The sequence below is a fragment of the Mycobacterium sp. IDUB_17 genome (assembly GCF_055419465.1).
The window spans coordinates 188,863-201,799 of sequence record NZ_JBVAXS010000004.1; the positions used below are offsets into that span (position 1 = coordinate 188,863).

12 protein-coding genes are annotated in these 12,937 nt (G+C 67.9%); 6 read left to right on the forward strand and 6 right to left on the reverse strand.

Going from position 1 to position 12,937, the window contains the following annotated elements:
* Nucleotides 1-16: 16 nt before the first annotated feature.
* On the forward strand, nucleotides 17-772 hold the full coding sequence (locus ACZYZ7_RS18425; protein WP_450070207.1) for a helix-turn-helix domain-containing protein: 756 nt from the start codon (nucleotides 17-19) through the stop codon (nucleotides 770-772).
* A 15-nt stretch (nucleotides 773-787) separates the two neighbouring features.
* Here ACZYZ7_RS18425 and ACZYZ7_RS18430 read toward each other — a convergent pair whose 3' ends face one another.
* Together ACZYZ7_RS18430 and ACZYZ7_RS18435 are read right to left on the reverse strand one after the other, a co-directional pair.
* Nucleotides 788-2,281, reverse strand: a complete 1,494-nt coding sequence (locus ACZYZ7_RS18430) for a flavin-containing monooxygenase (RefSeq protein ID WP_450070208.1) — start codon at nucleotides 2,279-2,281, stop codon at nucleotides 788-790.
* A gap of 44 nt (nucleotides 2,282-2,325) precedes the next feature.
* Nucleotides 2,326-3,297: a TIGR03617 family F420-dependent LLM class oxidoreductase gene (locus ACZYZ7_RS18435; RefSeq protein WP_450070498.1), complete on the reverse strand. Its 972-nt coding sequence runs from the start codon at nucleotides 3,295-3,297 to the stop codon at nucleotides 2,326-2,328.
* 27 nt (nucleotides 3,298-3,324) lie between these two features.
* Here ACZYZ7_RS18435 and ACZYZ7_RS18440 point away from each other — a divergent pair, with 27 nt between their 5' ends.
* Entirely contained in the window at nucleotides 3,325-4,677 is a 1,353-nt protein-coding gene (locus tag ACZYZ7_RS18440; protein ID WP_135453336.1) for a flavin monoamine oxidase family protein, read from the forward strand.
* On the opposite strand, the gene ACZYZ7_RS18445 is transcribed toward ACZYZ7_RS18440, so the two are convergent.
* Nucleotides 4,667-5,593, reverse strand: a complete 927-nt coding sequence (locus ACZYZ7_RS18445; protein WP_450070209.1) for an alpha/beta fold hydrolase — start codon at nucleotides 5,591-5,593, stop codon at nucleotides 4,667-4,669. The genes ACZYZ7_RS18440 and ACZYZ7_RS18445 overlap by 11 nt on opposite strands.
* Before the next feature lie 43 nt (nucleotides 5,594-5,636).
* On the reverse strand, nucleotides 5,637-6,734 hold the full coding sequence (locus ACZYZ7_RS18450) for an NAD(P)-dependent alcohol dehydrogenase (RefSeq protein ID WP_450070210.1): 1,098 nt from the start codon (nucleotides 6,732-6,734) through the stop codon (nucleotides 5,637-5,639).
* 69 nt (nucleotides 6,735-6,803) lie between these two features.
* On the opposite strand from ACZYZ7_RS18450, the gene ACZYZ7_RS18455 reads away from it, so the two are divergent.
* Nucleotides 6,804-7,781, forward strand: a complete 978-nt coding sequence (locus tag ACZYZ7_RS18455; RefSeq protein WP_450070211.1) for an NADPH:quinone oxidoreductase family protein — start codon at nucleotides 6,804-6,806, stop codon at nucleotides 7,779-7,781.
* Nucleotides 7,782-7,787: 6 nt separating this feature from the next.
* Here the strand turns inward: ACZYZ7_RS18455 and ACZYZ7_RS18460 are convergent, their stop codons facing one another.
* Nucleotides 7,788-8,375 carry a TetR/AcrR family transcriptional regulator gene (locus tag ACZYZ7_RS18460; protein ID WP_450070212.1) on the reverse strand — a complete coding sequence of 196 codons (588 nt, stop codon included), beginning with the start codon at nucleotides 8,373-8,375 and terminating at the stop codon, nucleotides 7,788-7,790.
* 77 nt (nucleotides 8,376-8,452) lie between these two features.
* Here ACZYZ7_RS18460 and ACZYZ7_RS18465 point away from each other — a divergent pair, with 77 nt between their 5' ends.
* Genes ACZYZ7_RS18465 through ACZYZ7_RS18475 form a run of 3 tightly spaced genes read left to right on the forward strand, consistent with a single transcriptional unit; the run spans nucleotide 8,453 to nucleotide 10,855 of the window.
* Complete coding sequence (locus tag ACZYZ7_RS18465; protein WP_450070213.1) at nucleotides 8,453-9,205, forward strand: SDR family oxidoreductase; 753 nt, start codon at nucleotides 8,453-8,455, stop codon at nucleotides 9,203-9,205.
* The gene (locus ACZYZ7_RS18470; protein ID WP_450070214.1) at nucleotides 9,205-10,392 is read left to right on the forward strand and encodes a Cmx/CmrA family chloramphenicol efflux MFS transporter; all 1,188 of its coding nucleotides are present in this window, start codon (nucleotides 9,205-9,207) and stop codon (nucleotides 10,390-10,392) included. Before ACZYZ7_RS18465 ends, ACZYZ7_RS18470 begins: the two co-directional genes overlap by 1 nt.
* 40 nt (nucleotides 10,393-10,432) lie before the next feature.
* Nucleotides 10,433-10,855, forward strand: a complete 423-nt coding sequence (locus ACZYZ7_RS18475) for a nitroreductase family deazaflavin-dependent oxidoreductase (protein ID WP_135453329.1) — start codon at nucleotides 10,433-10,435, stop codon at nucleotides 10,853-10,855.
* 3 nt (nucleotides 10,856-10,858) lie between these two features.
* Here the strand turns inward: ACZYZ7_RS18475 and ACZYZ7_RS18480 are convergent, their stop codons facing one another.
* Complete coding sequence (locus ACZYZ7_RS18480) at nucleotides 10,859-12,925, reverse strand: acyltransferase family protein (protein ID WP_463741492.1); 2,067 nt, start codon at nucleotides 12,923-12,925, stop codon at nucleotides 10,859-10,861.
* Nucleotides 12,926-12,937: the final 12 nt, after the last annotated feature.

Consider the following 12,937-nt stretch of genomic DNA (forward strand, 5'->3'; position numbering starts at 1 on the left):
ACGTTGCCCGTTCAGCATGCAGACTGAACCCGTGCCACCGCTTCCACAAACCTGCTACCCGACGGTGTGGCTGTGGCCGGGACAAGCGCTCTACTCCGGGCCCGGCCTGGGGCTGCAACCGCACTCCGGATCGGTGTGGTGCCTGGCCGTCGGCGTCGACGGACCGCTGACTGTCACGGTGTCCGGAAACGCGATCGTCGCAGGCAGTGTGTTGATTCCACCGCGACTGACCCACCACCTGTCGATGCCGGGAGCGATGGTGTCGTGCTATCTCGATCCCAGTTCGCAGCGCAGCGCGGCGTGCCGACAGCAGTTCACCGAATTCCGGGACAACATCGGCATCGGCCACGCCGCCGAGCCCGCGCTGACGATGACGCCGGACGACGACGGGGCCGCCCGCCGCTGGCTGGACCTGGCCGCCCCGGACACACCGCATCGGATCGATCCTCGAATCGAACTGGTGGCCAAGCAGATTCGTGAAAACCCGGCGGAGGCGGTATCGGCGCGTGAGCTCGCGGCCACCGCAGGGCTCTCCGAATCCCGGTTCCTGCATCTGTTCCGCCGCGAGGCCGGGACCAGCCTGCGTCGTTACCGGATGTGGAGCAGGCTCGTGTCAGCAGGTACCGCCGTGGCGGCCGGGCAGAATCTGACGACAGCGGCGGCCGATTCCGGGTTCGCCAGCCCGTCACACCTGGCGGACTCCTTCAAGAGCACGTTCGGGCTTTCGGCCACACAGCTGCTGACCACAGGATTGCGTATCCGCACACAGTGACGAGCGTGCGGATGCTCAAGCGACGGGCTCGGCGGCGACCGGCGCCCTGCCGAAGACCATCGACTCTTCGATGCGGTCGAAGCGGTGGTCGATGGCATCCAACACATAGTTGTGCCGCACGTGCCATGGCCGCCGCGTGCCTGAACGCGGCAGCGCATGCTCGGAACGCTGGATGTAGCTGGCCTCCAGGTCCCACGTCCGCTTCTCCGGCATCGGCGCCGCACCCTTGTGCGGATACGCATGGGTGTAGCCATGAGCACCCATGTAGGACACCAGGTTTGCGAATGCCCGCGCGGTCATGTCCGCCCGCAGCGTCCACGAAGCGTTGGTGTAGCCGATGCACCAGGCCAGGTTCGGGACATCCTCCAGCAGGTACTCCTTGTAGACGAACCGCTCGGTCGGCTTGACCTCCTGGCCGTCGACCGCCAGCCTGATCCCGCCGAGCGCCTGCAGTTGCAGACCGGTCGCAGTGACGATCACGTCGGCATCGACCCGGGCACCGGATTCCAGCACGATGCCCGTGGCATCGATGTGGTCGATGTGATCGGTGACCACATCAACCCGGCCGCTGCTGATCTCGTTGAAGATGTCGCGGTCGAGCACCAGGCACATGCGCTGGTCCCACGGGTTGTACCGGGGTTTGAAATGCACGTCGACGGGATAGCCCTCGGGCAGGGCCGCGACCGCGCGGTTGCGGACCAGCCATCGGCCCGCCTTGGGCGCTTTCCGGAAGAAGGTGTACGTCAGGAACTGGATCGTCGCATTGCGGGCCCGCACTACCTGGTGAGACACCCTGCGCGGCAAGAACTTCCGGATGGCCTGCACCATCGGATCGATACGCGCCATCGACATCATGTAGGTCGGCGAACGCTGCAGCATCGTGACATGCCCGGCGGTTCGGGCCAGTGCAGGCACCAGGCTGATCGCCGTGGCGCCGCTGCCGATCACCACGACGCGCTTGCCTGTGTAGTCCAGCGACTCGGGCCAGAACTGCGGGTGCACGACGTCGCCGGTGAAGCTCTCGATACCGGGGAATTCCGGGGCATAGGGCTCGTCGTAGTTGTAGTAGCCGGTGCCGCAGAACAGGTAGCGGCACCGGTAGGTCTTCGACCGGCCGTCCTGTTCGGCCTGCACGGTCCAGGTGTCGGTGGCCGAATCCCAATCCGCGGACAGCACACGGGTGTTGAACCGGATATGGCGGTCGATGCCGTGCACCCGAGCGGTCTCGGTGAGATAGTCGCGGATGTCGTCGCCGTCGGCCACGTTCTCCGGCCTGGTCCACGGTTGGTAGGGGAAGCTCAGTGTGAAGATGTCGCTGTCCGAGCGGATTCCCGGGTAGCGGAACAGGTCCCAGGTACCACCGATCCGCTCCCGACGTTCCAGGACGGTGTAGGTCAGCCCGGGGCTCTTCTCATGCACGCGGTAAGCCGCGCCCAGCCCCGAGATCCCAGCCCCGATGATGAGCACATCCGAGTAGTCCGGATCCGCAGCCCGACGAGCGCCGTCCATGGCGAACCTCCTTTGGTCCCGCTCAGTACCACCACCCTATGTGCTCAGTCGCGCAGTGCGTCAACGATCTGGGCAAGCGCATCCACCCCGATCGGACCCGGTTGGTACAGACAGATCCGGTCGGACACCCCGCCCACCCGGTCCCGGATATGGGCGGCGATCTCCGCGGGGGTACCGCAGGCCGCGATCGTGTGCAGCACCTCGTCGTCGATCAGCGAACCCATCTCCTGCCAGCGGCCCTGTTTGGACAGCACATTGAGCTCGGGCTGCAAATCACCCCAGCCGTGTACCTCCAGTACCGGCCGGTAGGCCGGGGTGGAGCCGTAGAAGGCGAGCAGTCGTCGTGCCGCGTCGTGATCGTCCCCGGCCGACACGATGATCTCCGGGACGATGGCCAACTCGCCCGCGTCACGGCCGGCGGCGGCCAGCCCGTCACGCACCGCAGGCAGCGTGGCCTCCTGCAGGAACCGCTTCGACCCGAACGGCATGACCAACAACCCGTCGGCGAACTGCGCGGTGGCCCGGGTCAGCCGCGGGCCCAGCGCGCCGACATAGATCGGCGGCGGACCGTACGGGTTGTCCCGTGGCGTGAACGTCGGCGTCATCAGCGTGTGCCGGTAGTACTCGCCCCGAAAATCGAGTCGCTCGCCGGTCTCCCACGCAGCGAAGATCGCCCGCAACGCCGCGACGAACTCCGACATCCGGGCCACCGGGCGGTCGAACTCCGCGCCGAACCGCTTCTCGATCTGGGCGCGGATCTGGGTGCCGAGCCCGAGGGTGAATCGGCCACCGGAGAGGATCTGGTGGTCGATCGCCTGGTGTGCCAGGTGAATCGGGTTGCGAGGAAAGGCAATTGCCACATTGGTCATCAGGTCGAGACCCCCGACGGTGGCGGCCAGCGTCAAGGGAGCGAACACATCGTGGGGTCCCTCGAAGGTGAACACCCCACTGGCACCGGCCTCGCGCAGGGCCGCGGCCCGATCGATCGCGTCTTGCGGCCCGAACAACGCTGTCATGACCTTCACGCGTGAGAGCCTAGACAGGTGAGCATCCCAACGAGCACCGACGTCGTCGTGGTTGGCGCCGGATTCGCCGGCCTGTCCGCCGCCCGCGCCCTGGTCCGACTCGGACACCAGGTCGTGGTGTTGGAGGGGCGCGACCGCGTCGGAGGACGCTCGTCGACCGCCACGATCGCCGAGGTGCCGGTCGACCTGGGCGGGACGTTCGTCGGACCCACCCAGGATGCGGTGCTGGCGCTGGCCGACGAACTCGGTTGCCGCACGGTGCCCACCTATGACCGCGGCAAGAACCTGATCCGGTGGCACGGACGGGTGCGGTCGTACCGGAGCACCATCCCGCGGCTGTCGATGATGGAACTGTTCGATGTCTCGCGGATCCAGTGGCGCTTCGAACGGATCTGCCGGGCGATCCGGATCAACGAGCCGTGGACGAGTCCGAACGCCCAGAAACTCGACGAGCTCACCCTGGAGCAGTGGCTGCGCTCGGCGGGTGCCAACGCCTCGACACTCAACCTCATGGCGATCATGTCCCGGGTCACCTGGGGTGCCGAACCCGACGAGGTGTCGATGCTGCACGCCGCCCGCTACGTCAAGGCCGCCGGCGGGCTGGACCGCATGCTCGACGTCCGCGACGGTGCCCAGCAGGACCGGTTTCCCGGCGGTACCCAGCAGATCGCGTGCAAGATGGCCGACGAACTCGGAGATCGGGTGGTGCTCAACGCTCCCGTCGGCAGCATCGAGCGTCGCCCCGAAGGCACTGTGGCGGTGAGCTGCCCGGCCGGCGAAGTACACGCACGTGCGGTGATCGTGGCGATCCCGCCGCAGCACCGGGCCGGTATCGAGTTCAACCCGCCACTCCCCAAGCCCTACACCGAGCTGGCCGACAACTGGCCGCAGGGCAACCTCAGCAAGGCCTACGCCGCCTATGACCGACCGTTCTGGCGCGCCAACGGCTGTTCGGGCGAGGCACTGTCTGACGAGGGGCCGGTGTTCATCACCTTCGACGTCAGCCCGGGCGATGGTGGTCCCGGCATCCTGCTGGGGTTCACCGATGCCCGCACGTTCGACCGGCTGCCTCCGGATCAACGGCGCGAGCAGGCCCTGTCCGGGTTCGCCACCCTGTTCGGCGAGGCGGCGCTGCAGCCGATCGACTACATCGACCACTGTTGGAGCACAGAACAATTCGCGCCTGGCGGCCCGACAGCGGCGGTGCCGCCGGGCTCGTGGACCCAGTACGGCCGGTGGCTGCGCGAACCGGTGGACTCCATCCACTGGGCCGGCACCGAAACCGCCGACGAGTGGACCGGATTCCTCGACGGGGCGGTCCGGTCCGGGCAGCGCGCGGCCGCCGAAGTCGCGGGCCGGCTTACTGATTGACCGCCCGGGGCGAGGCCACCGATGCGGCCAGGGCGCGCAATTGGGCGTTCACCTGTGACGGGCATTCCAGAATCGCGCAGTGCCCGCCGGGCATCTCGACGAAGGCGCTCAGGTTCGGGGCATCAGAAGCGATGCGGCGGGCGGCATTGATGGGCAGCAAGCGGTCTTTGACGCTACCGATCACCAGCGTGGGCACCGTCAGGTTCTGCAGCGAGATATGTTGCGGTCCAAGACTGTTGACCAGCGCCCTGGACCAACCGCCGCGCCCGGCGGCCGGGGTATCGGCGAACAGCCGATAGACGAACTCCGCCACCCACGGCTCCGCGTCGTGACCCACCGCGAGGTGAGCGACGAAATGCTTGTTGGGGCGTTCGGTGATCCGGGGCACCCACGCCCCGCCGAACGTCCTTATCGCAGTACTGGCCGCCAGGATGCGCGTCGACGCCAGCGGCGCCGGTACCCGCAGCAGTTTCACGTCGCGCACCAGATCCCCGGTGGTGGTGTTGATCAGCGCGACAGCGTCGGCGCGGGCGGCCACCTGGGCCGGATAGCGCTGCGACCACGAGGTGATCGCGATGCCGCCCATGGAATGTCCGGCGATGACGGCCCTTTCGCCGGGCTTCAGCGTCGCGGCAAGGATTGCGTCGAGGTCGGCCGCGAGGTGATTGAGGCTGTACCGGCGCCGCCCGTGCGGAGTCTCACTGCGGCCGTGCCCGCGATGGTCGTAGGCGATGACGCGGTAGTCGGTGGCCAGATCGGCGATCTGGTGGGCCCAGACCCCGATGGCACAGGTGATGCCGTGGGCCAGCACGATCGGGTAGCCGTCCTCGGGCCCGAACACCTCGGCATGCAGCCGCACTCCGTCGATGGCGCGAACCTCGACGTTGCGTCCCGGCGGTAGCTGAGGAAGGGTCATGCTGCTCCGATCATAGGCGCCGTTGCCGGGTGGAACTGGGGATTCATGAGCTTGCCGCGCTGGTGATCAGCACGGGTTTGACCACGTCAGCGGCCTTGGCGGCGGCCCAGGCCCGGTCGAAGTCGTCGAACGGGTACCGGCTCACGAACTTGTCGAGCGGAAGTTCGCCACGGCGGTGCAGATCGACGAGGCGCGGGATGAAGGTCTGAGGTTCGCTGTCCCCCTCCACCACACCGCGCACGGTCAGGCCCTTGCCCATGATGGCCGCGACGGGCAGGTCGGCGGTCATCGCGCCGAGGCCCAGCAGCGCCAGGGTGCCGCGTTCACGCAGCACCCCGACCGCCGCGGCGAGGACATCGGGCCGCGCGGTGGTGTCGACCGCGGCGGTCACTCCCCCGGTCAGCTCGAGGATGACCGCAGCGGCGTCGGACGCGATCGGGTCGATCGTCGTGGTGGCACCCAATTCACCTGCCAGCGTGCGCCGCTGCGCGATCGGGTCGACGGCGACGATGGTCCGGCACCCCGCGATGCGGGCCCCCATGACCGCCGAGAGCCCGACGGCGCCGGCACCGAACACCACGAGTGCATCCGTGGGTTGCGGCGCAAGCACATTGAGCACAGCACCCACACCGGTTTGCACGCTGCAGCCCAGCGGAGCGGCCAGCGCCGGGTCGATCGGCTCGGGAAGCACCACCGCATTGCGGCTGCCGGCGATCGCGTAGGTGCAGAAGCTGGACTGGCCGAAGAATCCGCCCCCGATGGCCGCACCGTCGCAGTGCAGTGCACCGGAGCCGTCGCGACGACCACCGCGCATGTTGAGGTCGGTCGAATGCTCGCAGTACGCCGGAGCGTCGGACTGGCAGTTACGGCATGTGCCACAGCTGGCGAACGTGAGAACAACCTGGTCGCCGACCTCGGGAGCGGCAGCCGGCCCGGCCTGGACGACGGTGCCCGCGCCTTCATGGCCGAACACCATCGGCAACTTACGGAAGCGCGCGGCCACGCTCACATCGGTGTGGCAGATGCCCACCGCCTCGATGCGGACCAGCACTTCGTCGCCGACCGGTTCCCGGATCTGCACGTCGGTAAGCCGTGGATCGGCTCCGGCGTCGAACACCACCGCGGCGCGGGCGTTGAGCATCCGGTGATGCTAGCCACCGACTTGACACCTGTCACAATTGGCTGGCGACCCCACCAGAAGGAGACACCGATGCGTGCAGCACAGATCACCCGGCTCGACGGTCCCGACGCGGTGCAGGTGGCCGAGGTGGAGGAACCGAACGGCAACGCCGGCGACGCCGTGGTGATCGACGTCCACGCGGCCGGGGTCGCGTTTCCGGACGCCCTGCTCACCCGCGGGCTCTACCAGTACAAGCCGGATCTGCCGTTCACGCCGGGCGCCGAGGTCGCTGGCGTCGTCCGCAGTGCCCCGGCCGGTGCCCATGTCCGCGCCGGTGACCGCGTGCTGGGGCTGACCATGTTGTCCGGCGGCATGGCCGAAGTCGTGGCGCTGCCCGCCGAGCGGGTGTTCGCGCTGCCGGACTCCGTTTCGTTCGAGGCCGGCGCCGGCATCCTGTTCAACGACCTGACGGTGCAGTTCGCGTTGCGCACCCGCGGCCGGCTGGCCAAGGGCGAGAGCGTCCTGGTGCACGGCGCGGCGGGCGGCATCGGCACCTCCGCGCTGCGACTCGCCCCGGCGCTGGGCGCCGCGCGCACCATCGCGGTGGTGTCCACCGAGGAGAAGGCCGGGATCGCCAGGGCCGCGGGCGCATCGGATGTGGTGCTGGCCGACGGGTTCCGGGACGCGGTCAAAGAACTCACCGATGGCCGCGGCGTGGACATCGTCCTCGACCCGGTCGGCGGTGACCGCTTCACCGACTCACTGCGTTCGCTGGCGGTGGGCGGACGGCTGCTGGTGGTCGGGTTCACCGGCGGCGAGATCCCCACGGTCAAGGTCAACCGGTTGCTGCTCAACAATGTCGACGTGATCGGCGCCGGCTGGGGCGCCTGGACGTTCTCCCATCCCGGATACCTGCAGGAGCAGTGGGCCGAGCTGCAGCCGCTGCTGGCCTCGGGCGCGGTGCCCGCACCCCAGCCCGAGGTGTACCCACTGGAGCAGGCCGCGCGAGCCATCGCGTCACTGGAGAACCGCAGCGCCAAGGGCAAAGTGGTGCTGAAACTCAGGTAACCGAACTCACCGCAAAGCCCGGACCGCGATCGCGGCGACCCGGTCGAGGGTCGCCCGCGGAACGCGGTCCCGGGCGGCTTGGGCGATGCCGCTCAGCGTGGACATCACGTACTGGGCGAGCGCCTGCGCATCAGTATCGGCCGGGACGTCCCCGGTTGCGATATCCGCGCCGACCTTGTCGGCGAGCTCACCTGTTTTGTGCCGGCGAATGCGTTGCAGGGCTGCTCGCACCTTCGGGTCGACGGTGCCGTCGTCGCCGCTGACGATGAGACATCCGTGGGGTAGCCCACGCCTGGTATATCGGGCGGGAGCTTCGCGCAGAATCCGGACAAAGGCCTCGCGGGCGGTGGGTTCTTCGCTCAGCGCGGCATTGATGAACCCGCCGTACCGCTCGTCATAGACCTGCACCGCTTCGGCGAAGAGGCACTGCTTATCCCCGAAAGCGGCGTAGATGCTCGGGATTCCGATACCCAACGCACTGCTGAGATCGCGCGTGGAGGTCGCCTCGTAACCACGCTCCCAGAACAGCAGGATCGCCTTGTCCAGCGCCGCGTCACGGTCGAATGAGCGGGGCCGTCCACGTACCGAGGTCACCCAGCCATTCTATAGCGACCGCTAGTTAATGTGCTAGCGTCCATTTTTGTATCGCCCGCTATAGAAAGGTTGGCAACGTGCCATCACTGATCGGCAAGACCGCCCTGGTGACCGGCGCCAGCCGGGGAATCGGCCGGGCCATCGCCCTTCGCCTGGCTTCCGACGGCGCCCGTGTCGGCGTGCACTACGGCAACCGAGCGGACGCCGCCCACCAGACCGTGCGGCAGATCGCCGAGGCCGGCGGCGAGGCCTTCGCGATACCGGCGACACTCGGCGGCACCGGCGACGCATCACAACTCTGGGAGGCGTTCGACGGCCACGCCGACGGCCCCGACATCCTTGTCAACAACGCCGGGATACTCGGCGGCAGAATCGCTTTCGACGACCTCGATGAATCGACCTATGACGAGATCTTCGCAGTGAACACCCGCGCGCCGGTCTTCATCACCCAACAGGGGTTGTCACGGATTCGCGACAACGGCCGGATCGTCAACATCTCGACGCGGTTCACCCACGGCTCTCGGATACCAGAGCTGCTCGCCTATGCGATGTCGAAGGCCGCCCTCGATTCGTTCACCGCGACCCTGGCCAAACACGTTGCTGCGCGGGGCATCACAGTGAACGCGGTCGGACCGGGAAGCACCGACACCGACATGAACGCGGCCCGGCTGGCCTCCGAGGAGGGCCGCGCGGCCGTGGCCGCACAGTCGCCGCTCAACCGCGTCGCCCAACCCGCCGATGTGGCCGACATCGTCGCGTTCCTGGCTTCCGAGGATGCCCGGTGGGTGACCGGCCAGTGGATCGACGCCAGCGGAGGGTCGATGCTCTGATGCCGGTTGCGATCTGGATCATCGGCGTTGCAATATTCGCCCAGGGCACAAGCGAACTCATGTTGGCCGGCCTACTCCCCGAATTGTCGGCCGATCTCGATGTGACGGTTCCCCAAGCCGGCCTGCTGGTGTCGGTGTTCGCGCTCGGCATGCTGGTCGGCGCCCCCATCCTCGCGATTACGACATTGCGATGGCCGCGCCGGCGGGCGATGTTGATATTTCTGGCGATCTTCGTCCTGGCGCACGTTGCCGGTGCCCTCACCGATTCCTACCCGGTGCTGGTGGCGGTGAGATTCATCGCGGCATTCGTCTACGCCGGCTTCTGGGCCGTCGGCGCGGGCACCGCGATGTCACTGGTCACCCCCGACCGGCGCGGCCGCGCGATGAGTGTCGTTGCCGGCGGACTGACCGTGGCCACGGTCATCGGGCTGCCCGCAGGCACCTGGATCGGCCAGAATCTGGGCTGGCGCGGCGCGTTCTGGGCCGTCGCAGCCCTGTCCACCCTGGCTGCGGGCGCAGTCCTCGCGGCAGTCCCGACGGCACGCCCTGACGCCGCACCGCGGATAGCCGACGAGTTGCGTGGACTCGCCGTGCCCCGGCTGTGGTTGTCCTACGCCATGACCGCGGTCGGTACCGCGGCATTGCTCGGTACCTTCACCTATCTCGGCGCCATGCTGATCACAACCAGCGGCCTGAGGTCCGAATGGGTGCCGCTGGTCCTGTTCGGCTACGGAGTCGGGGCGTTGGCGGGGATGGCTGTGGGCGGCTACGCGGCCGATCGCTGGCCGCGCGGGGTGCTACTCGTCGGATTCAGCGCATTGTGCGTCGTTCTGGTCGCGATCGCGATCGTCAGCCACCATGCATTGCTGGTCAGCGCGCTGAGCGTGCTGCTCGGACTGACCGGATTCGGCACCAACCCAGCGCTCAATTCGCGGGTCTTCGCCCTGGGCGCGTCCGCGCCGACGCTGACTGCGGCCGGAACCACCTCCGCGTTCAACGTCGGGATCGCCTTCGGCCCGTGGCTGGCCGGGATGGCCTTGACGGCCGGGATCGGTTACCCGGTAGTGCCGTGGATCGGCGCCGGACTGGCCGTCGGTGCTCTGGCGCTGTTCGCCACGGATGCCGCGCTGGTTCGGGGTCAACATGCTGGACCAAGCCCCCAGCCCGTCGCGCCATGCCTGACCTGATCCGCGGAATAGCGGCGCGGCGCCCGGTGTTCCCGCTTGCGTGACTGAACATGCCGAACTGAGCCCGACCGACTGGGTACGCGACCAGACCCAACGCATCCTGGAACAAGGCACCACCGACGGCGTCGAGGTGCTGGACCGCCCCATCGTGTTGTTCACGACAACGGGCGCCAAATCAGGGAAGAAGCGATACGTACCGCTGATGCGCGTGGAGGAGAACGGCCGCTACGCGATGGTGGCGTCCAAGGGCGGCGATCCAGCACACCCGTCCTGGTACTTCAACGTCAAGACCAACCCGGCCGTGACGGTGCAGGACGGCGACAAGACCGCGTCGCTGACCGCCCGTGAACTTTCCGGTGACGAGCGCGAGCACTGGTGGAAGCTGGCCGTGGAGGCCTATCCGCCGTATGCCGAATACCAGACCAAGACCACCCGACAGATTCCGGTCTTCATCGTCGAATGACGGCTACCACCATCCGAGGGCGCCGGACATCTGCCGCGCCAACTCGGTGGTGAGAGTGCGTACGTAGGTCCCCGACAGATGGTGGGCATCGTGGTACACAAGCACGTTGCCCTCGACGGCACGGCAGATCGTCGGCCGGCACACCGCATCACTGAGGTCGAGGATCTTCATCAGCGGATAGTCCGCTGAGTAGTCGAGGGTGGGGTTGCGCTCGGCCAGGGCTTCGGCCCGCGGCAGCCCGCAGGAGTCGGCGTCACCACCTTTCGACAGGCAGTCGACCGGCGAGAAGAACCATCCGTCCCGGATCATCCACGGCGTATCACGCATGCCGAGCATCGGAATCCCATTGGCGGACAACTCATCCCAGATCCCCAGGTAGTAGTCGGGCACGTAGTCGCCCGGGCTGTTGAGGATCGGGCGCGTTGCGGTGAAGAACACGTAGTCGGGCCGGTCGGCGATGATCTGCGCCAATGCGTTGTCCGACCACGTCCGGCAGGACGGGTACGGCTCGAAGGATCCCGCGATGATCGGCAGACGTTTGGTGGTCAGCGGACAGCCGAACTTCAGGTAGGTGGTCACCTTGAAGCCGTGTTGGCGCCCGATCTGGTGCAGCGCGGTCAGCCAGTGCTCCGAATGCGACCCGCCGGCCAGCGCAATCGTGTGGGAACCCTTGGGGTCTCCGTACACGCAGGTGACGACCTCGGCACCGGTGAATCCCGTGACGCAATGATCCTGCGATGAGGGCGGGATGTCGTCATCGGCCTCCAGCACGCTCGGGCGCATCGGCAGCTTCGCGACCCGTTGATGCTCGATGAGCGCCTGCGCGCCCGGATAGTCGCGAATCGAGAGCATGCCGAGTTCCGCGCCGCTGGCCCGGGCCAGGGCGACATGTCCCTGCCACATCAGCGACGCCGCCACGAGCGCCACCGCGACCAACACGACGACCGCACCCGAGACCACCCGCAGGCCGGGCCCCCGACGCCACGGCAGCTGGGCCCACCGCGCCGTCAACAATGCCAGCAGCACTGCGACCAGCATGATCGCGGTGCCATCGGCCGGGCCGACGGCATCGTCGTTGACGGCGGCCAGCCAGAAGATCAGCAATGGCCAGTGCCACAGGTACAGCGGGTAGGCCACCGCCCCGATGGTCACCAGCGGGGTGCTGCGCAGGAACTCGTTCGTCCTCGGGGACAGCCCCTGGGCTGCACTCACGATCACCAGTACCGTCGCCGCCACCGGAATCAATGTCCAGATTCCCGGGGACTGCACGGCGCGGTCAGTGAGCACACCGCACACCAGGATCGCCGCCACGCCGACCGCGGCCGCACCGGCCCGCACCCAGCCGGGCCATCGGATTCGCCGCCCCACCGGGCCGGCCACGAGGGCCGCTGCCAGCACTCCGACCAACAGCTCCCAGGCCCGGGCAGCGGTGCTGTAATACGCGAGCATCGGGTTGTCCGGCTGCGTCGTGAGCGCGTAATACAGCGATGCCGCCGCCGCGATACCGGAAGCGGCAACCAGGGTCGTGCGGCGCGCGCCGCCACCCCGACGTACCGTCACCGCGATGATGACCCCGGCGAGCAGGAAGAACGCGAGCGCGAACTGGCCCAGCACCGAGATGGCCCACAGATGGTGCAACGGCGTCACCGCTTCACCGGCCTGCACATAGTCGTCCGCCGACTGGAGCAACTGCCAATTCTGGTAGAAGCCCAGCCCGGCCAGCGTCTGATCGGCGAATGCCTCCCACCGGGTCTGCGGCTGAACGAACGTTGTGAGCACCGAACACACGACCACCACGAGAACCAACGGCGGCACCAGCCAGCGCGCCGCCCGCCCCAACTCGGCGGCCAGATCCGTCACGCTCGCCGTACCGATGCCGCGGAGCACGCGACCGCCGATGAAGAATCCGGACAAGACCAGCAGGACATCCAGCCCGCCGGGCGCCCGACCGAACCAGAAATGGCAGACCACCACCATCACGACGGCCACGCCGCTCAACCCGATCAGGTCATCACGAACCCGACGCTCTACGCCGGGAACGCGGACCGGATCGCCAACAATCGCCTGCACAGTCAAACTTTC